Raw genomic sequence first — 18235 nt, forward strand, 5'->3', positions numbered from 1 at the left:
AAAAGCAGATTAGTTATAGCCCAGCTTCACCCTCTGTCGAGGTTGCCGGAAAAAAATCAACATCCACCGGATAACCAGTGGCTTATGCCCCATCACCGTGCAAAGTGGCGAGGACTTTACGAGCACCGCCATGATCACGGTGCTCGCCCAGATAAACACCTTGCCAGGTCCCCATCGCCAAGCGGCCGGCCTTCACCGGCAAACTCAGCTGGCAGCCCAGGAGACTGGCCTTGAAGTGCGCCGGCAGATCATCCGGGCCTTCGTCGTTGTGTTCGAACCCTGCCAGGCCTTGCGGCACCAGCGAGTTGAAATAACGCTCGAAGTCCCGACGAACCGCCGGATCGGCATTCTCGTTGACGGTCAACGAGGCCGAGGTGTGCTGTAGCCACAGGTGCAACAGGCCCACGCGACAAGCCTTCAATTCAGGCAAGCCGGCAAGCAACTCGTCGGTCACCAGGTGAAAGCCCCGGGGCTTGGCCCGCAGGGTAATCAGGGTCTGTTGCCACATACAGTTCTCCGCCCATCGGCGCGCATTCTAGCGTGCTCTGGGAAAAAACAAAGTGCCGAATACGCCCACAGGGCTGTAAGACATACGCACACTGAAACATGCCACGTGCGCTCCATCACAAACGGAGCGCAAAAACCGATACAGCTTGTTATCAATGACAAACGCCAGACAAAAAAATGCCCGGCAAGCCGGGCATGTTTTTTTTGCGTACTTACAAGTTGTAGCCGCGTTCGTTGTGTTGCGCCAGGTCGAGGCCGACCGCCTCTTCTTCTTCGGTAACCCGCAGGCCCATGACCATGTCCAGCACCTTGAGGATGATGAAGGTCACGATGGCGGTGTAGATCACAGTGAAGCCAACGCCTTTGCATTGAATCCAGACTTGGGCCGCGATGTCAGTCACAGTGCCGAAGCCACCCAGCGCAGGGGCTGCGAAAACACCGGTGAGGATTGCACCGACGATACCGCCGATACCGTGTACGCCGAACGCGTCCAGGGAGTCGTCGTAGCCCAGCTTGCGCTTGAGGCTGGTGGCACAGAAGAAGCAGATCACGCCAGCAACCAGGCCGATCACCAGGGCACCCATCGGGCCCACGGTGCCAGCAGCAGGCGTCACAGCGACCAGACCGGCAACCACACCCGAGGCGATGCCCAGTGCGCTTGGCTTACCGTGGGTGAGCCACTCGGCGAACATCCAGCCCAGGGCGGCGGCAGCGGTTGCGATCTGGGTCACCAGCATCGCCATACCGGCAGTACCGTTGGCAGCTGCGGCGGAACCGGCGTTGAAGCCAAACCAGCCGACCCAGAGCATGGCCGCACCGACCAGGGTGTAACCCAGGTTATGGGGGGCCATCGGGGTGCTCGGGTAGCCTTTACGCTTGCCGAGTACGATGCACGCCACCAGGCCAGCCACACCGGCGTTGATGTGCACGACGGTACCGCCAGCGAAGTCCAGCACGCCCCAGTCCCACAGCAGGCCACCGTTGCCGCTCCAGACCATGTGTGCGATCGGCGCGTAGACCAGGGTGAACCAGATGGCCATGAAGATCAGCATGGCGGAGAACTTCATGCGCTCTGCGAATGCACCGACGATCAGCGCCGGGGTGATGATGGCGAACGTCATCTGGAAGGTGATGAACACCGCTTCAGGGAAGAGCGCCGCAGGGCCGGTGATGCTGGCCGGCGTGACACCCGCCAGGAACGCCTTGCCCATACCGCCGAAGAAGGAGTTGAAGTTGACGACGCCCTGCTCCATGCCAGTCGTGTCGAACGCAATGCTGTAGCCGTAGACGACCCACAGAATGCTGATCAGACCGGTGATGGCGAAGCACTGCATCATCACGGAGAGAATGTTTTTGGAGCGCACCATGCCGCCGTAGAACAGCGCCAGGCCTGGGATGGTCATGAACAGCACCAGCGCAGTGGATGTGAGCATCCATGCGGTGTCGCCGGAATTGAGGACTGGAGCCGCCACTTCGTCTGCCGCCATAGCCAGGCTGGGCATTACGATGGACAACAGGGCTCCGAGCCCTGCGAATTTACGCAGAGTCATATTGTTTTCTCCTGGGGCGTTGGGGTTTGGCGGCTTAGATTGCGTCGGTATCGGTTTCGCCGGTACGGATGCGAATAGCCTGTTCCAGATTGACCACGAAGATCTTGCCGTCACCGATCTTGCCAGTGTTGGCGGCCTTGGTTATCGCCTCGATAACCCGATCAAGATCCTTGTCGTCAATGGCGACATCAATCTTCACCTTCGGCAGGAAATCAACCACATATTCCGCGCCGCGATACAGCTCGGTGTGACCCTTCTGCCGACCGAAGCCTTTGACCTCAGTAACGGTAATGCCCTGCACGCCGATCTCGGACAACGACTCGCGTACATCGTCCAACTTGAACGGCTTGATGATGGCAGTGACTAGCTTCATGAAAACTCTCTCCCGAATTGGTGGACTTGCCCCAGGAAAACAAACCCGTCTCAAGTCTAAGCGCAGCGCCTGGCTTTGTAACGCGTCGTCGCAAGAGCAGTTGCCATTACGACGCCAGCGAACCACTGGTGACGAAACCTGTACCCCTGATCCGTCGGCGCACTGCATTCGTCACAGCGACTGCATCAGTGCATGGGTCATGATCGTCTAAGCAGAAACCTTGCCAGCTCCGTAAAAATCACTGAAATCAGTCCCTTGCTCACTTATGCCCACCTGCGGGGCTTCACGGCGGCTGCAATGCGCACGAAAACAGTGCACCGCCTCCTGGCACCCTGCGCGAAAAGCGTGCGCAACGGGACCTGGAAAAGACTATAGACGCTGCGTGATACACTGCCGGCCAACAGTTTCCGGAATATTTCCCATGCTCGCGCCCAAAGACCTCCTCGACGCCCTGAGCGGCCACGCCTCTCGCCTGTTCAGCGGTGACACCCCGCTGCCCCGCAATGAAATCGAAAGCCAGTTCAAGGCCTTGCTGCAAAGTGGCTTCAGCAAGCTGGACCTGGTGAGCCGGGAAGAATTCGACAGCCAGATGGTCGTGCTGGCCCGCACGCGTGCGCGGTTGGAGAGCCTGGAGGCGAAAGTCGCGGAATTGGAAGCGCGGTTGAACCCGCCCGCCGAATAAGCTCAACCACTGGGGGCTGGCAGCCCCCTCTGGATACGTTCTGTAAAACCTCCCCGCCTCATTCTTCCCCACCTCATCTACCCTTGAAAAACCGCAGGAAGCGGCCCCCACTTTCAAGGAACGAGCATGTCCCTCGCCATTGTCCACAGCCGCGCCCAGATCGGCGTCGAAGCCCCTGCCGTCACCGTCGAAGTGCATATGGCCAATGGTTTGCCGTCGCTGACGCTGGTCGGTCTGCCGGAAACGGCAGTCAAGGAAAGCAAGGACCGTGTGCGCAGTGCCATTCTCAACTCAGCCCTGCAATACCCCTCCCGCCGTATCACCCTCAACCTCGCGCCCGCCGATCTGCCCAAGGACGGTGGGCGTTTCGATCTGGCGATTGCCCTGGGAATCCTGGCGGCCAGTGTGCAGGTACCGGCGTTGATGCTCGATGACGTGGAATGCCTGGGAGAGTTGGCGTTGTCCGGCGAGGTGCGCGCGGTGAAGGGCGTGCTGCCGGCAGCGCTGGCGGCGCGCAAGGCCGGGCGCACGGTGATAGTGCCCAGGCACAATGCCGAGGAAGCATGCCTGGCTTCCGGGCTGAAGGTGATTGCGGTGGACCACCTGCTCCAAGTGGTGGCGCACCTGAATGGGCATGTGCCGATCGAGCCCTACAAGTCCGACGGTTTGCGGTACTTGAACAAACCTTACCCGGACCTGAGTGAAGTTCAGGGCCAATGGGCAGCCAAGCGCGCGTTGCTGATTGCGGCAGCGGGCGCGCACAACCTGCTGTTCAGCGGGCCGCCCGGCACCGGCAAGACGTTGCTTGCCAGCCGCCTGCCCGGTTTATTGCCGCCGTTGAGCGAGCAGGAGGCCCTTGAAGTCGCGGCGATTCAGTCCGTGGTCAGCCTGGCGCCGCTGAGCCATTGGCCCCATCGACCATTTCGTCAGCCACATCACTCGGCATCAGGCCCTGCACTGGTAGGCGGCGGGTCGAAGCCACAACCGGGGGAAATCACCCTGGCCCACCATGGGGTGCTGTTCCTCGATGAACTGCCCGAGTTTGATCGCAAGGTGCTGGAGGTTTTGCGCGAGCCACTGGAGAATGGTTGTATATATCTCACATATTAATTAAAACCGATAATACTGTATATTTGTACAGCATTTTTGTGACCATTTATTATCAACGAGATCAATAAGGGTGAATGATGACGCAACCTCATTACTTCATCTGAAACCATGTAAATGGTAGTAATTTTGGCTGCACTATTTGATGCAATCAATTTTTTATTAGCATCAAATAGAACGTTAGTGAAAGTGTTTAGAACCTGTTGAAACGGTGGTAGGATTCAATCAACCTTAATCCTGTTTCTTCGATACCTAAATCCAATCAACCCCAGTCCAACTGCGGTGTACCGCTGTGTGCGTGATTGCACTTTAGTAATATCCAATACAAGGCATTAGGGAAAAACCAACGAAGGATAACGAGAATGCCAGCATCAAAGAATCGCAAACCAAAAAGTGAAATCACCTACAAATCCACGTACGAAGATGTAGCAATCAACACAGGGAAATTTAGAAATCTCGGTGTATACACGAGCTTGCTTAAACCAATGCTTGGTCAGATCAACGCGCTGCTGACCCACCATTCCCGAGTACAACTGTTGCGGTTTGATCTTCATCTGCCCGTTATGGATTATATGCCTGCTACATCGGCCAACCTAGTGGTCACAAAATTTTTCAAGCAAATAAAACAAGACCTTTCAAGTCCAAAATGGAACAAGCAGATAAATGTCATCCATTGCTGGGCAAGAGAAGTGGGCGAATCGGAAAATGGCCATTATCATTGTTATGTCGGATTAAGCTCCACCGTTCGACTGGGGACGTTTTACGGCGAGACCCCTACCCACATATGGAAGTTGATTTATAATCGCTGGAAGCAGCTCTCAGGCGGCTCCGTGAGGCCGTCAAAACGTAGTTGTCACGTAATCAACCGAAACAACCACAATGAACTTAGCACGGCCTTTTTCCATTTGAGCTACATCTGCAAAGTCAGAAGCAAAAATTTCGGGACAGGTGAACACCACAAACGGTATTCAAATTCTAGATTAAAATACAAAACAGGGACTACGGCCTTGGCATTAGATCCGAAACCAGAGCACGAATTTTTCCACGCCATGCTGGAGTAATACGCTTACAGGCACCATTTTCAACTTCAGCTTTACTGGCATGAACTGCATCTGTAGTCGCGGTTTCAATACTGGTATTGACGTCTCCGATGAGTCCATATTTTGCTTTTTCGTCATCCATAAATTCTTGAATTTTTGTAATTGCAAGATTTGCTGACATTGCATTGATCACATCGCAACGATAACCCGTATCTATCGTTGTAATAATGCCTTGGTACTGCGTCCAGCTTTCTTTCACCGCCGCCCTGGCATCGCTAATTCTTTGATCCACAGCGTTCGCGTAGGTACGTTCTGCGATAGTATTACAGATCTGCAATTGTTCCGATGTCATGTTCGGGGCACTATTGGTTATGACATTTCCATCGAGACAGTAGGACGGGCGGATGTTGGCTTCAACCACCGCCCTGATCCGTGAACATGCTTCAGATGAAAAACCTTCGCAGTAATCGGGAACAGTGGTTGAGTTAGTCGTTGACTTGGCGTTGGAATGAGTACCACCCATTCCTTGATTAGCTTTCATCGCAATTTTACCAGCATCTGTAACCTTGTCTTTTTTTGATACGTTGCCTGATGCAGTTTCAACCCTACTTACTTCAAGGATGGCTGGTGTGTGGTGATGACCAGTTACAGCAGAATAGATGTGACCAGTGACAATGAAATTTTCCGCAGCAGCGTCATCCTTGATGGAGTAAGGGGTATCAAATACAAGGTGGAACTTTGAAAGATTTGTGAGTTTAAAGCTTTGCTCGCTATCTGGGTATGTCCCAGTGACACATATCTCTTTATTAGCTTTCAATATTTGTACAGATTCAGCCTCATCGCTCATTTCGACGCTTTCGTAGTTCGGTGCACCGGGAAAGGTTTCTTTGTTGATACTGCCATACAGGGTGACCTCCCCACCTTCCAGCACGCATTCGCTTCCGAAACTAATTTGACATATAGCCGACAGCAGGGGGATTGCTAAAATAGTTGCTCTCATATTGACTGCCCGGTCTAGTTTATTGAAAGTTGCCTATCTATAACAATATTAGAAAGTCAAATTAAAAACAAGCTTCTGGAAGATATAGACCCCTTGCAGATCATTAAACCTTAATCAAAGACACTGTCGTTTTCAGAAGACGACCGCACCATCTGACTGGATGTAACGCCTGGTGTGCATACGGCTCCTGACAGCCCAATATCAGGAGTCGTCTGCACCAATCTCGACTATGCTCAATACTCGTGTGCACCAAAGCGAGGTTTGGGCATGACATCAGACACTCCACCGATTGCCGCGCAAGGCGTGGCCACCCTGCCCGACGAGGCATGGGCGCAAGCCCGGCACCGGACGGAAATCATCGGGCCACTGGCAGCGCTTGAGGTGGTCGGGCATGAAGCCGCCGATGAGGCAGCCCAAGCGCTGGGCCTGTCCCGGCGACAGGTATATGTCCTGATCCGTCGCGCCCGGCAGGGTACTGGCCTGGTAACAGACCTGACGCCCGGCCGATCCGGCGGCGGCAAAGGCAAGGGGCGCTTGCCGGAACCGGTCGAGCGCATCATCCGCGAGCTGCTGCAAAAGCGCTTCCTGACCAAGCAGAAACGCAGCCTGGCGGCGTTCCACCGCGAAGTCGCGCAGGCGTGCAAAACCCAGAAGCTGCCGGTGCCGGCGCGCAACACCGTGGCCCAGCGGATTGCCGGACTACACCCGGCGAAAATAGCCCGCAGCCGGGGCGGGCAGGACGCTGCCCGTCCCTTGCAAGGCGCGGGTGGCATTCCGCCCGAAGTCACCATGCCGCTGGAACAGGTGCAGATCGACCACACCGTCATCGACCTGATCGTGGTCGACGAGCGCGACCGGCAACCGATTGGCCGCCCATATTTGACCCTCGCCATCGACGTGTTCACGCGCTGCGTACTCGGCATGGTGGTCACGCTGGAAGCGCCGTCCGCCGTCTCGGTCGGCCTATGCCTCGCGCATGCCGCCTGCGACAAGCGGCCCTGGCTGGAAGGGCTGAATGTGGAAATGGACTGGCCGATGAGCGGCAAGCCCAGGCTGCTCTATCTGGACAACGCGGCCGAGTTCAAAAGCGAAGCGCTGCGCCGTGGCTGCGAACAGCATGGCATCCGGCTGGACTATCGCCCACCAGGCCAGCCGCACTACGGCGGCATCGTGGAACGGATCATCGGCACGGCGATGCAGATGATCCACGACGAATTACCGGGGACGACCTTCTCCAATCCCGGCCAGCGCGGCGAGTACGATTCCGAGAAGATGGCCACCCTGACGCTGCGCGAGCTGGAGCGCTGGCTCGCGTTGGCGGTAGGCACCTATCACGGCTCCGTGCACAACGGCCTGCTCCAGCCGCCGGCCGCGCGCTGGGCCGAGGCCGTGGAGCGCGTTGGCGTCCCGGCCGTCGTTACCCGCCCCACCGCGTTTTTGGTCGATTTCCTGCCGGTGATCCGCCGCACCCTGACCCGCACCGGCTTTGTCATCGACCACATCCACTACTACGCCGACGCCCTCAAGCCGTGGATTGCCCGGCGCGAGCGCTTGCCCGCCTTCCTGATCCGGCGCGATCCGCGCGACATCAGCCGCATCTGGGTACTGGAACCGGAAGGTCAGCACTATCTGGAGATCCACTACCGCACCTTGTCCCATCCGGCCGTCACCCTCTGGGAACAACGCCAGGCGCTGGCCAAATTGCGTCAGCTCGGGCGCGAGCAGGTGGACGAGTCGGCGCTGTTCCGCATGATCGGGCAGATGCGCGAGATCGTGACCACCGCCCAGAAGGCCACGCGCAAGGCGCGGCGCGACGCTGATCGCCGCCAGCACCTCAAGACGTCGGAGCCACCGGCCAAGCCCATACCGCCGGATGTGGACATGGCTGACCCGCAGGCAGACAACCTGCCGCCGGCCAAACCGTTCGATCAGATCGAGGAGTGGTAGCCGTGGACGAATATCCCGTCATTGACCTGTCCCACCTGCTGCCAGCGGCACAGGGTTTGGCCAGGCTGCCGGCAGACGAGCGCATCCAGCGCATTCGCGCCGACCGCTGGATCGGCTACCCGCGCGCGGTCGAGGCGCTGAACCGGCTGGAAACTCTGTATGCGTGGCCGAACAAGCAACGCATGCCAAACCTGCTGCTGGTCGGCCCCACCAACAACGGCAAGTCGATGATCGTCGAGAAATTCCGGCGGGCGCACCCGGTCGGCACCGACGCTGACCAAGAACATATCCCGGTGCTGGTCGTGCAGATGCCGTCAGAGCCATCGGTGATCCGCTTCTATGTCGCGCTGCTGGCTGCGATGGGCGCGCCGCTGCGCCCGCGCCCACGGCTGCCGGAAATGGAGCAACTGGCGCTGGCCCTGCTGCGCAAGGTCGGCGTGCGCATGCTGGTGATCGACGAACTGCACAATGTACTGGCTGGCAACAGCGTTAACCGGCGCGAGTTCCTCAACCTGCTGCGCTTCCTCGGCAACGAGCTGCGTATCCCCCTGGTCGGGGTCGGCACGCGCGAGGCGTACCTGGCCATCCGTTCGGACGATCAGTTGGAAAACCGCTTCGAGCCGATGCTGCTGCCGCCGTGGGAGGCCAATGAGGACTGCTGCTCGCTGCTGGCCAGCTTCGCGGCGTCACTCCCGCTACGGCGGCCATCCCCGATTGCCACGCTGGACATGGCCCGCTACCTGCTCACCCGGAGCGAAGGCACCATCGGCGAGCTTGCACATCTGCTGGTGGCGGCGGCCGTCGCCGCCGTGGAGAGTGGCGAGGAAGCGATCAACCACCGCACGCTCAGCATGGCCGACTACATCGGCCCCAGTGAGCGGCGGCGACAGTTCGAGCGGGAACTGATGTGAAGTCCGCGCCGCGCTGGCCGCTGCATCCGGCACCCAAGGAAGGCGAAGCCCTGTCCTCATGGCTCAACCGGGTCGCCGCCTGCTACCAGATGGACGTGCACGAGCTGCTGGCCCACGATCTTGGTCACAGCCAACTTGATGACCTGGATACCGCACCATCCTTGTCGTTGCTGACGGCGCTCTGCCAGCGCAGTGGCGTCGAGCTGGAGCGGTTGCGCAGCATGAGTCTTGCAGGCTGGGTGCCGTGGCTGCTCGACAGTCTCGACGATTCGGTACCAGCAGCCTTGGAAACCTATACATTCCAATGCGCGGTGCTCCTGCCCAAGCGCACCCGCAAGGTGCGGTCCATCACTCGCTGGCGTGCCTGGCTACCGAGCCAGACGATTCGCCGGGCGTGTCCGCAGTGTCTGAACGATCCAACGAATCAAGCTGTGCTACTCGTCTGGCAGCTCCCCTTGATGCTGAGCTGCCCGCAGCATGGCTGCTGGCTGGAGTCCTACTGGGGCATGCCCGGCCGGTATCTTCAGTGGGAAATCGCCGATGCTGCGCCGCGCCCTGCCGATGACGCAATCGCCTGCATGGACCGGCGCACCTGGCAGGCGCTGACGACGGGTTTTGTGGAGCTGCCGCGTCGGCGTGTCCACGCCGGCTTGTGGTTCCGGCTGCTGCGCACCCTGCTTGCTGAGCTGAACACGCCGCTCTCGCACTGCGGCAGTTGCTCGGCGAGCATCCGCCATGTCTGGGAGCGCTGCGGCCATCCGCTGCGCGCCGGGCAGAGTCTGTGGCGTCCCTACGAGATTCTGGCCCCGGCGGTGCAGTGGCAGATGCTGGAGGCGGCGGCCACCGCCATCACGCTGATCGAGTCAAAGGCGCTGATCCCGCGCGGGGAACAGGCCGCGCTGTTTCAGACGGAGCCGCACACTGGTTTCACCAACGGCCTGCCGGCGAAGGTGCCGAAGCCGGAACCCATCAACCACTGGCAACGAGCAGCCCAGGCCATCGATGAGGCCATCATTGAAGCGCGACACAACCCGGAGACGGCCCGCTTGCTGTTCACACTGGCGTCCTACGGGCGACGCGACCCCGAATCCCTGGAACGTTTGCGCGCCACGTTCACCAAGGAGGGCATCCCGCCGGAGTTTTTGTCACATTACGAGCCTGAATGGCCGTTTGCAGGTCTTAGACTAAATGACGGGTTAAGTGACAGTTTTTGACGGCGAGAACTTTCTGGCTCACGCTGTCACATAATCGAACGTATATGTGACAGGTACGACATGCTGATAGGCTACATGCGGGTATCGAAGGCGGACGGCTCCCAGGCTACCGATTTGCAGCGCGACGCGCTGATTGCCGCCGGGGTCGATCCAGTACATCTTTACGAGGACCAGGCATCCGGCATGCGCGAGGATCGGCCCGGCTTGACGAGCTGCCTGAAGGCGTTGCGAACTGGCGACACACTGGTCGTGTGGAAACTGGATCGGCTCGGACGCGACCTGCGACATCTCATCAACACCGTGCACGACCTGACTGGGCGCGGCATCGGCTTGAAGGTATTAACCGGGCACGGCGCGGCCATCGACACCACGACCGCCGCCGGCAAGCTGGTCTTTGGCATCTTCGCCGCCCTGGCCGAGTTCGAGCGCGAGTTGATCGCGGAGCGCACGATTGCCGGCCTAGCCTCGGCCCGCGCGCGCGGGCGGAAAGGCGGCCGGCCGTTCAAGATGACCGCCGCCAAGCTGCGGCTGGCGATGGCGGCAATGGGTCAGCCAGAGACCAAGGTCGGCGACCTGTGCCAGGAACTTGGCGTCACGCGGCAGACCCTGTATCGGCATGTTTCACCCAAGGGTGAGCTACGTCCAGATGGCGAGAAGCTACTCAGCCGAATTTGATGCCGGCATGAGGCAACGTAGCGACAGCGTGGTTTGTCTCAATGGGAAGCGCTCATGATCGATCTTTGAAGGCCCGCAGCAGTCGTGTCACAGACAGGACGAACAAACCGGTCAGCGTGAGGGCTGCGATACCCCAGTACTCTCCGATGAACGCGCCGGCCGTCGTGCCGGCCAGCACAATGGCGAGAATCGGCAAATGGCAGGGACAGGTGAGCACGGCCAGCGCGCCCCACAGGTAGCCGGTGATCGGTTTGTGCGTCTCGGACGGCAAGCGCTCGGGGCTGTTCATGGCAGACTCTCCGCGTGCTGTGCCGGCTCGGTCGGCATGGTGGCCAACTGCACCTCCAGATCGGCCAACGCTTCGCGCCGACGCTCGACGAACTGGCGCAGAACGGCAAGCTGCGCGGCCGCTTCATCGCCGTCCGCAGCATCCAGCGCCCGGCACAGCCGCGCCAGCGCGTCCAGGCCGATGCCCGCCTCGAAGGCCGCCCGCACGAAGCACAGCCGTTGCAAGGCGGCATCATCGAACAGGCCATAGCCGCCCGGGGTGCACGCCACCGGACGCAGCAATCCGCGCAGCAGGTAGTCGCGCACGATATGCACGCTCACCCCGGCATCAAGGGCCAGCCGGGACACGGTGTAGGCGCTCATTGAAAACCTCCTTTTTTTATCCAGCGCAGCAGGAAAGCTGCTTCACGTCCTTGTTGAAGGTCTGCGCCGCAAGCCTCAACCCCTCGACCATTGTCAGGTAGGGGAACAACTGGTCGGCCAGTTCCTGCACCGTCATGCGGTTGCGGATGGCGAGCACCGCCGTCTGGATCAGTTCGCCCGCTTCCGGGGCCACCGCCTGCACGCCGATGAGCCGTCCGCTACCTTCCTCGATGACCAGCTTGATGAAGCCGCGTGTGTCGAAGTTGGCAAGCGCTCGCGGAACGTTGTCGAGTGTCAGCGTGCGACTGTCGGTCTCGATGCCATCGTGGTGCGCTTCCGCCTCGCTGTAGCCCACGGTGGCGACTTGCGGGTCGGTGAACACCACTGCCGGCATCGCGGTCAGATTGAGGGCTGCGTCGCCGCCGGTCATGTTGATCGCGGCACGGGTGCCGGCGGCCGCTGCCACGTAGACGAACTGCGGCTGGTCGGTGCAGTCGCCGGCCGCGTAGATGTTCGGGTTGCTCGTGCGCATGCCTTGGTCGATAACGATGGCCCCTTGCGCATTGACAGTGACCCCCGCCGCGTCCAGCGCGAGGCTGCGCGTATTCGGTGCCCGACCGGTGGCAACCAGCAACTTGTCAGCGCGCAATTCACCGTGTCCGGTGGTCAGCACGAATTCGCCGTTCACATGGGCGACCTGGCTGGCTTGCGTGTGCTCCAGCACCTCGATGCCCTCGGCGCGGAAAGCGGCTGTCACGGCCTCGCCGATGGCCGGGTCTTCCCGGAAGAACAAGGTGCTGCGTGCCAGGATCGTGACCTGGCTGCCGAGCCGGGCAAAGGCTTGCGCCAGTTCCAACGCCACCACCGACGAACCGATCACGGCCAGGCGTGCGGGAATGGTGTCGCTGACAAGCGCTTCGGTGGAAGTCCAGTAGGGTGACTCTTTCAGGCCCGGAATCGGCGGCACGGCCGGACTGGCACCGGTGGCGACCAGGCAGCGGTCGAACGTTACCTCGCGCTCGCCACCCTCGTTCAAACGGACGACCAGGCTCTGGTCGTCCTTGAAACGCGCTTCACCGTGCAAAACGGTGATGGCTGGATTGCCGTCCAGGATGCCTTCGTATTTGGCGTGCCGCAGTTCATCGACACGGGCCTGCTGCTGGGCCAGCAGTTTGCTGCGGTCAATCGCAGGCACAGTTGCCGCAATACCGCCGTCGAACGGACTTTCCCGGCGCAGATGGGCAATATGGGCAGCGCGGATCATGATCTTGGACGGCACACAGCCGATATTGACGCAGGTGCCGCCGATGGTGCCGCGTTCGATCAGCGTGACCGTCGCGCCTTGCTCGACGGCCTTCAGCGCCGCCGCCATCGCGGCCCCGCCGCTGCCAATGATGGCGATATGCAAACCGGCGCCCTCAAGTGCATCACGGATTTTTGGTTCATCTTTGAAATCACCAACCCGGATCGAGCCTTGATAACCCAATGCGGCGATGGCGGCCAGCAGTTGGTTGTGGCTCACGGCGGTGTCTGCCATGACTTGCGCGCGGCTTTCTGGATAGGACACCACAGCGGCATTCACGCCGGGAATCTTTTCCAAAGCATCTTTGACATGGGTGGCGCAGGATGTGAAGGTCATGCCATTCACGGTGATTTCGGTCATTTTTTTACTCCATTGAATTTCGGGGTGCAGCAGGCATCGGCTTGGCGTTTTCGTTGGATGGCGTAGATGGTCAAGCCGATGAAAATCGCCAGCGCAGGCAGCAGCACATAGTCCAGATAGCCGGTCAGCGCGGACAAGCCGACCACACCGAGCAAAATGACCAGAACAGGGGTGAAGCAACACAGCGCCACGAGGGTTGTGCCAATGATGCTGACCCGCAGCAGTGTCTTCGGGTCTTTCATGATCAGTTCTTGACTGATGATGGGTAGCCCGCATCCTCGGTAGCCTTGGTCAGTTTCTGCACGCTGGTCTTGGCATCATCGAAGGTGACCACCGCTTCGCGCGTCTCGAAGGTCACGTCAACTTTACTGACGCCATCGACCTTGGAAATCGCCTTCTTGACAGTGATCGGACAGGCCGAGCAGGTCATGCCCGGTACGGACAGCGTAACGGTCTGGGTGGCGGCCCACACGGGGGCAACAACGGCAGCGAGGGCAAGGGCGGAAAGCAGCTTTTTCATGGTGAACTCCTGTGATCAATAGAAAAATGGCACGACGTAGGGAAATCCGAGCGCGACCAAAACCAGCACGGCCACGCCCCAGAAAATGAGCTTGTAAGTAGCTCGCACTTGGGGAATCGCGCAAACCTCACCCGGTTTGCAGGCGGCTGACGGCCGGTAGATGCGCCGCCAGGCGAAGAACAACGCCACCAGCGCCACGCCGATAAAGATGGGGCGATAGGGTTCCAACACCGTCAAGTTGCCGATCCAAGCGCCGCTGAACCCCAAGGCGATCAGAACCAGCGGCCCGAGGCAGCAAGCCGAGGCGAGGATGGCGGCCAGCCCGCCAGTGAAGAGCGCGCCGCGCCCGTTTTGAGGTTCAGACATACGTTTGTCCTTTCGAATCTGAATTGGATAGCTTAAGCTTACTTCCGTAGTTATGTACGGAGTCAAGCGATATGGAAAACAATTTGGAGAACCTGACCATTGGCGTTTTCGCCAGGACGGCCGGGGTCAATGTGGAGACCATCCGGTTCTATCAGCGCAAGGGCTTGCTCCCGGAACCGGACAAGCCTTACGGCAGCATTCGCCGCTATGGCGAGACGGATGTAACGCGGGTGCGCTTCGTGAAATCAGCCCAGCGGTTGGGCTTCAGCCTGGATGAGATCGCCGAGCTGCTGCGGCTGGAGGATGGCACCCATTGCGAGGAAGCCAGCAGCCTGGCCGAGCACAAGCTCAAGGACGTGCGCGAGAGGATGGCTGACCTGGCGCGCATGGAGGCCGTGCTGTCTGATTTGGTGTGCGCCTGCCATGCGCGGAAGGGGAACGTTTCCTGCCCGCTGATTGCGTCACTGCAAGGGAAGAAAGAACCGCGCAGTGCGGACGCGGTGTAGCCCGAGGGAACTACGCCTTAGCGTGCTTTATTTTCCGTTTTCTGAGGCGACTCCAACGTCAGAAAAGACCGTGCGGTCGACTTTTGATATTTCGTGCTGTCGCCTTCTGAAAGTGACATTTTGGACTTGGGATTTACCGCTTTCCTGTCACTTTTCCTGTACCGAAATCAGTGAGAGAAAAACGTATGGGAAAGCGGATTGGATATGCCCGAGTGTCGACTGATGATCAGAACCTCGACCTGCAGCGAGATGCACTTGCTCTGGCTGGGTGCTCAACAGTCTACGAGGAGACCATGAGCGGCAAGTCGGCGGACAGGCCGGAGCTGGGGCATTGCCTTAAAGCTCTGCGTAACGGTGACACTCTGGTTGTCTGGCGACTGGACCGCCTCGGTCGCTCTTTGCCTGACTTGGTTGGGATTGTCAGTAGCTTGGAGCAGGAAGGGGTGGCCTTCGAATCCATAACTGAACGAATCGAAACCACCAGCGCTGCCGGCAAGCTGATTTTTCACGTGTTCGCTGCCCTGGCTGAGTTTGAGCGCAACCTCATTCGAGAACGAACTCGTGCAGGACTGGCTGCGGCTCGTGCCCGTGGGAGAAAAGGTGGACGCAAGCCTGCGCTGGATGATCGTCAGGTGCGTGAGATACGAGCTCTTCTCAGAGATCCTGAGATACAGGTAACCGATGTTGCCCGACGGTATGGCGTTTCTCGAACAACGCTTTACCGCTACGTCGGTTCGCCGAAATCATCTGCGGTCGTTTAAGTGGTGGTGTTGTTTTCCGCTGAAGTTGCCCAGAAAATTTTGGGCGCTATGACCTAGCAGGCAAGTGAAGGATATCTCCGGCGTTCTAAGTGTGCCGGACTACCACTGAATAAAAATAGGGCGTTTTCATGTCGGTGCTTTTTTCTGTGAAGGGATGCGTTGGTACCTTGCTGTTGGTTGCGTTGGTGGGTTGCTCCAGTACCCCGAAGGTAACGTTGCCAGAACCTAAAGATGTTCCTCGCGAAAAATGGTCCGATGCCATGTTGGTTCTGGAAGCCATGCGCATCGATGGTCAGCGCGATATTCCAAGGGTAATGGTCGGGAATGAAGTAGATAACCTGAGCGCGCCGCGATCTTCGGGAAGCTCTGGAGGTTTAGCAACGGCGGGTTTGGGATACGTGTCGCCTCCAACTGGTTTTAGCAGCGCAGGCGCAGCCTCTCTTGGCGTCGGGTTATTCTTGCTGGGTGGTGGCAGTGCTGGCCCTGTCTATCGCTACCAGGTTGCTGCGTGGGTGCCTGAGGAACTCGCGTCTAACCCGAAGGAGGCATCTGCGTTGGTCAGGTCGGCCTGGCTTGATGCGAGAGAAAAATACTTTGGTGGAAAAATCTCAAAGTTGCGTCATGAGCCGGCTAAGTACGCTGACGGATCAGGCAAGAAATACGACAGGCTTGCAGATTTGGCTGCTGGGAACCCCGCGCCGTTCGACGCTCCGGCGAGCGCTGCGCCAGCGTTCATTTCGGCCGAGAAAGCCTACGGCCCGATTTTCCTGACCGATCCCTCAGGCGAACTATTTGCTGACGCTAGCAGAGCTGATAAGGACGGCATGGATGCGCTGGCGGGTATTGCTCGTCACCTGCCCGAATGGATGTATGCATACTATCCTGGGCGGAATTGGCCTAAGGACTTCCGGCCTGCCGCGATTTACAACAAGAACGGCAATCTCTATTTCATTGGGAAGTAGTTCGTGGTCGACCAGTGCTACTGGCGTGTCGGGATTTTATCTGCGGAATCAGTCATACAGACTCTCGCGCGAGTCGAAGGTGTTCAATAAAAGCGAAGGCGCTCAAGACGAGTATTGAGCACCTTCGATATTCGTTGAGCACCTTCAGGAAGAGGTGGGCAGTCCCAATGCCCATCCGCCCTGCATACCTGTTTTGTGTGACCGTATACCGAGCTTTTTCCGAGCTCTACGAACTGATGCCCACGAAATGCAAGACTCTTCAGCTAGAGACTTCAACGCAGTGATTGCAACAGGCCCAGCTTGTAACGTCTCCTCCAGAAAGCTGCACGCTTCTTGAATGGCTGATGCTGGTATTGGGCTGTTCGTTTGCTCGATAGCAGCCAGAATGGCTTCAGCGCTTCCTTCGATGGCCTCTCCCCATCGGATGCAGGTTGTCTCCAACTGCTCGTCTATAACGATGGGCTCAACGAAATACTCGATCCCCCCGCTATCAATCGAAACGTTAGACTTGGCTCGGACAAGCACCCTGGCTTCTGAATTCTGATCCTTCTCTGCCACCAGTACAGTGCGAGCGAGCGCGGAGAATGCCTGGCTGCCGATTACACGATTAGCTGCGGAGGACTGGGCCGTACCTTTGCTCAGGTGAGATATGCCGAGGACAGCGCAACAATGCCGCTCTGCAAAATCCACTACCATTTGTAGCCCCTGTCGAACTTCGTTTGCTCGGTGCATGTCCCCCCGAATGAGGTTGATCAGTGGGTCGAAAATCAGCAATGAAACGCCGTTAATCCGTGTGGCTGCCTCGTTCAAAAGGGCAAAGTTGGCTGCAGGATCAAATTGTCGCCTATTCCCACTCTGATCCCTGAGCCCTTCGATAATGTGCACGCGGTTTAGGTCTGCATCTGCAGCCGTAAGGCGAGGAATTATCGTGTCAGCTATACCATCCTCACCACTCCAGATTATGACGTTGCCTGCGGCCTCACATTTGCTGCCATCTGGCCAGGCATCTCCTTTACTAAGCCTGGCTGCCAGCGAGATTGCCAACGTGGTTTTGCCGCACCCACCAGCGCCGGCAAGAATGGATAGCTTTGCCCTTGGCAGCCAGCCTGGCCAAATCCACTGGATCTTTTCCACTGGAATATCGACCGCTGCTGTGAGTTCCACCATCCAGCCTGGCTGTTGAGGTGTTTGGGGCTGCATTACAAAGCCTCCCTTTGCCGAATCCAAGCCTGGACTTCGCTGTTACGCCAGCCGACGCTGGAACCGCACAAAAGACGTTGTCGCGGGAAAAGGCCCTCCGATATTTTGCGGTAGATCGTTGAGCGTTTTAGTCCGACGATTGCCTCGACATCGCGTAAACGAAGAATTTTGTCATCGTCGCTGACGTCGTCAAAGTTGCTAACGTGCATTGCCATAGATTTGAGTCCTAGGTCCTGAAGCGTGAGGCAGCGTCCTCCGGCACTACTGCTAAAAAGGGTAAAAGACGGATATCGGCTGGCTATATAGCGAGCAGGGGCATTTGCCACACGCATAGGTATATGCGCGTTTCCGAGATTAATGTTCGGTAGCGTCGGAGGTCGTTGTGGGCTACAGAAATTCTAGGGCCGTAAGGCTTCTAGGGGCACAACGGACTGAGAGTGTTCTGCCAGATACGCAAATCAACCAATTGCAGTTGCTGCGGCCCGTTCAGCGGATGCGAACGAGGCGAAAGTTTTTAACGTCGTTACCAAGGCGACGTGGCGGACCTTTGCGGATCGATAGGGATCGCTTGGGACGGAGACTTTTTAACATGAGAGTGCC

The 18235-nt window shown here is 58.5% G+C and carries 21 protein-coding genes and 1 pseudogene; 10 read left to right on the top strand and 12 right to left on the bottom strand.

Going from position 1 to position 18235, the window contains the following annotated elements; translation table 11 throughout:
* Nucleotides 1-82: 82 nt before the first annotated feature.
* From ACLH0J_RS08350 to glnK, 3 genes are all read right to left on the bottom strand, one after another.
* Nucleotides 83-508 carry a secondary thiamine-phosphate synthase enzyme YjbQ gene (locus tag ACLH0J_RS08350; RefSeq protein ID WP_010567185.1) on the bottom strand — a complete coding sequence of 142 codons (426 nt, stop codon included), beginning with the start codon at nucleotides 506-508 and terminating at the stop codon, nucleotides 83-85.
* 211 nt (nucleotides 509-719) lie between these two features.
* Nucleotides 720-2057, bottom strand: a complete 1338-nt coding sequence (locus ACLH0J_RS08355; RefSeq protein WP_411391604.1) for an ammonium transporter — start codon at nucleotides 2055-2057, stop codon at nucleotides 720-722.
* A 34-nt stretch (nucleotides 2058-2091) separates the two neighbouring features.
* The gene (gene glnK / locus ACLH0J_RS08360) at nucleotides 2092-2430 is read right to left on the bottom strand and encodes a P-II family nitrogen regulator (RefSeq protein ID WP_002555808.1); all 339 of its coding nucleotides are present in this window, start codon (nucleotides 2428-2430) and stop codon (nucleotides 2092-2094) included.
* Nucleotides 2431-2851: 421 nt separating this feature from the next.
* Between glnK and ACLH0J_RS08365 the strand changes: the two genes are divergently transcribed.
* From ACLH0J_RS08365 to ACLH0J_RS08375, 3 genes and pseudogenes are all read left to right on the top strand, one after another.
* Nucleotides 2852-3112 (top strand): accessory factor UbiK family protein, encoded by a 261-nt coding sequence (locus ACLH0J_RS08365; RefSeq protein ID WP_010567183.1) that lies wholly within the window; start codon nucleotides 2852-2854, stop codon nucleotides 3110-3112.
* Between the two features lie 126 nt (nucleotides 3113-3238).
* Nucleotides 3239-4213 (top strand): annotated as a pseudogene (locus tag ACLH0J_RS08370) (YifB family Mg chelatase-like AAA ATPase); the annotation flags it as partial.
* A 368-nt stretch (nucleotides 4214-4581) separates the two neighbouring features.
* Nucleotides 4582-5280: an inovirus Gp2 family protein gene (locus ACLH0J_RS08375; protein ID WP_262049557.1), complete on the top strand. Its 699-nt coding sequence runs from the start codon at nucleotides 4582-4584 to the stop codon at nucleotides 5278-5280.
* Here the strand turns inward: ACLH0J_RS08375 and ACLH0J_RS08380 are convergent.
* On the bottom strand, nucleotides 5219-6259 hold the full coding sequence (locus ACLH0J_RS08380) for a DUF4431 domain-containing protein (RefSeq protein ID WP_262049556.1): 1041 nt from the start codon (nucleotides 6257-6259) through the stop codon (nucleotides 5219-5221). The two genes, ACLH0J_RS08375 and ACLH0J_RS08380, sit on opposite strands and share 62 nt — an antisense overlap.
* A 267-nt stretch (nucleotides 6260-6526) precedes the next feature.
* Between ACLH0J_RS08380 and ACLH0J_RS08385 the strand changes: the two genes are divergently transcribed.
* From ACLH0J_RS08385 to ACLH0J_RS08400, 4 genes are read left to right on the top strand one after another with little or no spacing between them, the layout of a single operon-like run.
* Nucleotides 6527-8206, top strand: a complete 1680-nt coding sequence (locus ACLH0J_RS08385) for a Mu transposase C-terminal domain-containing protein (protein WP_003465068.1) — start codon at nucleotides 6527-6529, stop codon at nucleotides 8204-8206.
* A 2-nt stretch (nucleotides 8207-8208) separates the two neighbouring features.
* Nucleotides 8209-9117 carry a TniB family NTP-binding protein gene (locus ACLH0J_RS08390; protein ID WP_003465065.1) on the top strand — a complete coding sequence of 303 codons (909 nt, stop codon included), beginning with the start codon at nucleotides 8209-8211 and terminating at the stop codon, nucleotides 9115-9117.
* Nucleotides 9114-10331 carry a TniQ family protein gene (locus ACLH0J_RS08395; RefSeq protein WP_054881237.1) on the top strand — a complete coding sequence of 406 codons (1218 nt, stop codon included), beginning with the start codon at nucleotides 9114-9116 and terminating at the stop codon, nucleotides 10329-10331. The genes ACLH0J_RS08390 and ACLH0J_RS08395 overlap by 4 nt, the downstream gene beginning before the upstream one ends.
* A gap of 60 nt (nucleotides 10332-10391) precedes the next feature.
* Nucleotides 10392-11006: a recombinase family protein gene (locus ACLH0J_RS08400; RefSeq protein WP_000904941.1), complete on the top strand. Its 615-nt coding sequence runs from the start codon at nucleotides 10392-10394 to the stop codon at nucleotides 11004-11006.
* Nucleotides 11007-11058: 52 nt separating this feature from the next.
* Here ACLH0J_RS08400 and merE read toward each other — a convergent pair whose 3' ends face one another.
* The 6 genes from merE to merT are packed head-to-tail and all read right to left on the bottom strand — an operon-like array spanning nucleotide 11059 to nucleotide 14206.
* Nucleotides 11059-11295, bottom strand: a complete 237-nt coding sequence (gene merE, locus ACLH0J_RS08405; protein WP_001087809.1) for a broad-spectrum mercury transporter MerE — start codon at nucleotides 11293-11295, stop codon at nucleotides 11059-11061.
* Nucleotides 11292-11657, bottom strand: coding sequence for a mercury resistance co-regulator MerD (gene merD / locus ACLH0J_RS08410; RefSeq protein WP_003465059.1), 366 nt, complete (start codon nucleotides 11655-11657; stop codon nucleotides 11292-11294). The genes merE and merD overlap by 4 nt, the downstream gene beginning before the upstream one ends.
* A 16-nt stretch (nucleotides 11658-11673) precedes the next feature.
* Nucleotides 11674-13320 (bottom strand): mercury(II) reductase, encoded by a 1647-nt coding sequence (gene merA / locus ACLH0J_RS08415; RefSeq protein WP_411391058.1) that lies wholly within the window; start codon nucleotides 13318-13320, stop codon nucleotides 11674-11676.
* Entirely contained in the window at nucleotides 13317-13562 is a 246-nt protein-coding gene (merF, locus tag ACLH0J_RS08420; protein WP_000654684.1) for a mercury resistance system transport protein MerF, read from the bottom strand. The genes merA and merF overlap by 4 nt, the downstream gene beginning before the upstream one ends.
* 2 nt (nucleotides 13563-13564) lie before the next feature.
* Nucleotides 13565-13840, bottom strand: a complete 276-nt coding sequence (merP, locus tag ACLH0J_RS08425; protein ID WP_000735441.1) for a mercury resistance system periplasmic binding protein MerP — start codon at nucleotides 13838-13840, stop codon at nucleotides 13565-13567.
* Between the two features lie 15 nt (nucleotides 13841-13855).
* Nucleotides 13856-14206 carry a mercuric ion transporter MerT gene (merT, locus tag ACLH0J_RS08430; protein WP_001294667.1) on the bottom strand — a complete coding sequence of 117 codons (351 nt, stop codon included), beginning with the start codon at nucleotides 14204-14206 and terminating at the stop codon, nucleotides 13856-13858.
* 71 nt (nucleotides 14207-14277) lie between these two features.
* Here merT and merR point away from each other — a divergent pair, with 71 nt between their 5' ends.
* The 3 genes from merR (at nucleotide 14278) to ACLH0J_RS08445 (ending at nucleotide 16435) form a co-directional block, all read left to right on the top strand.
* Nucleotides 14278-14712: an Hg(II)-responsive transcriptional regulator gene (gene merR / locus ACLH0J_RS08435; RefSeq protein WP_000429838.1), complete on the top strand. Its 435-nt coding sequence runs from the start codon at nucleotides 14278-14280 to the stop codon at nucleotides 14710-14712.
* Between the two features lie 185 nt (nucleotides 14713-14897).
* Nucleotides 14898-15473 carry a recombinase family protein gene (locus tag ACLH0J_RS08440; protein WP_017735523.1) on the top strand — a complete coding sequence of 192 codons (576 nt, stop codon included), beginning with the start codon at nucleotides 14898-14900 and terminating at the stop codon, nucleotides 15471-15473.
* Between the two features lie 128 nt (nucleotides 15474-15601).
* On the top strand, nucleotides 15602-16435 hold the full coding sequence (locus tag ACLH0J_RS08445) for a hypothetical protein (RefSeq protein ID WP_023109108.1): 834 nt from the start codon (nucleotides 15602-15604) through the stop codon (nucleotides 16433-16435).
* A gap of 144 nt (nucleotides 16436-16579) precedes the next feature.
* Here the strand turns inward: ACLH0J_RS08445 and ACLH0J_RS08450 are convergent, their stop codons facing one another.
* The gene (locus ACLH0J_RS08450) at nucleotides 16580-17635 is read right to left on the bottom strand and encodes an AAA family ATPase (protein WP_017735525.1); all 1056 of its coding nucleotides are present in this window, start codon (nucleotides 17633-17635) and stop codon (nucleotides 16580-16582) included.
* Entirely contained in the window at nucleotides 17635-17967 is a 333-nt protein-coding gene (locus ACLH0J_RS08455) for a helix-turn-helix transcriptional regulator (RefSeq protein ID WP_306341803.1), read from the bottom strand. Before ACLH0J_RS08455 ends, ACLH0J_RS08450 begins: the two co-directional genes overlap by 1 nt.
* Nucleotides 17968-18235 lie beyond the last annotated feature (268 nt).

This window comes from Pseudomonas sp. MPB23, from assembly GCF_046605395.1.
Lineage (GTDB): Bacteria > Pseudomonadota > Gammaproteobacteria > Pseudomonadales > Pseudomonadaceae > Aquipseudomonas.

What these genes read in the sequence shown, in the direction of transcription:
- ACLH0J_RS08350 (WP_010567185.1), bottom strand. Translation starts at nt 508, where the DNA reads ATGTGGCAACAGACCCTGATTACCCTGCGGGCCAAGCCCCGGGGCTTT.
- ACLH0J_RS08355 (WP_411391604.1), bottom strand. Translation starts at nt 2,057, where the DNA reads ATGACTCTGCGTAAATTCGCAGGGCTCGGAGCCCTGTTGTCCATCGTA.
- glnK (WP_002555808.1), bottom strand. Translation starts at nt 2,430, where the DNA reads ATGAAGCTAGTCACTGCCATCATCAAGCCGTTCAAGTTGGACGATGTA.
- ACLH0J_RS08365 (WP_010567183.1), top strand. Translation starts at nt 2,852, where the DNA reads ATGCTCGCGCCCAAAGACCTCCTCGACGCCCTGAGCGGCCACGCCTCT.
- ACLH0J_RS08375 (WP_262049557.1), top strand. Translation starts at nt 4,582, where the DNA reads ATGCCAGCATCAAAGAATCGCAAACCAAAAAGTGAAATCACCTACAAA.
- ACLH0J_RS08380 (WP_262049556.1), bottom strand. Translation starts at nt 6,259, where the DNA reads ATGAGAGCAACTATTTTAGCAATCCCCCTGCTGTCGGCTATATGTCAA.
- ACLH0J_RS08385 (WP_003465068.1), top strand. Translation starts at nt 6,527, where the DNA reads ATGACATCAGACACTCCACCGATTGCCGCGCAAGGCGTGGCCACCCTG.
- ACLH0J_RS08400 (WP_000904941.1), top strand. Translation starts at nt 10,392, where the DNA reads ATGCTGATAGGCTACATGCGGGTATCGAAGGCGGACGGCTCCCAGGCT.
- merE (WP_001087809.1), bottom strand. Translation starts at nt 11,295, where the DNA reads ATGAACAGCCCCGAGCGCTTGCCGTCCGAGACGCACAAACCGATCACC.
- merD (WP_003465059.1), bottom strand. Translation starts at nt 11,657, where the DNA reads ATGAGCGCCTACACCGTGTCCCGGCTGGCCCTTGATGCCGGGGTGAGC.
- merA (WP_411391058.1), bottom strand. Translation starts at nt 13,320, where the DNA reads ATGACCGAAATCACCGTGAATGGCATGACCTTCACATCCTGCGCCACC.
- merF (WP_000654684.1), bottom strand. Translation starts at nt 13,562, where the DNA reads ATGAAAGACCCGAAGACACTGCTGCGGGTCAGCATCATTGGCACAACC.
- merP (WP_000735441.1), bottom strand. Translation starts at nt 13,840, where the DNA reads ATGAAAAAGCTGCTTTCCGCCCTTGCCCTCGCTGCCGTTGTTGCCCCC.
- merT (WP_001294667.1), bottom strand. Translation starts at nt 14,206, where the DNA reads ATGTCTGAACCTCAAAACGGGCGCGGCGCGCTCTTCACTGGCGGGCTG.
- merR (WP_000429838.1), top strand. Translation starts at nt 14,278, where the DNA reads ATGGAAAACAATTTGGAGAACCTGACCATTGGCGTTTTCGCCAGGACG.
- ACLH0J_RS08440 (WP_017735523.1), top strand. Translation starts at nt 14,898, where the DNA reads ATGGGAAAGCGGATTGGATATGCCCGAGTGTCGACTGATGATCAGAAC.
- ACLH0J_RS08445 (WP_023109108.1), top strand. Translation starts at nt 15,602, where the DNA reads ATGTCGGTGCTTTTTTCTGTGAAGGGATGCGTTGGTACCTTGCTGTTG.
- ACLH0J_RS08450 (WP_017735525.1), bottom strand. Translation starts at nt 17,635, where the DNA reads ATGCAGCCCCAAACACCTCAACAGCCAGGCTGGATGGTGGAACTCACA.
- ACLH0J_RS08455 (WP_306341803.1), bottom strand. Translation starts at nt 17,967, where the DNA reads ATGCGTGTGGCAAATGCCCCTGCTCGCTATATAGCCAGCCGATATCCG.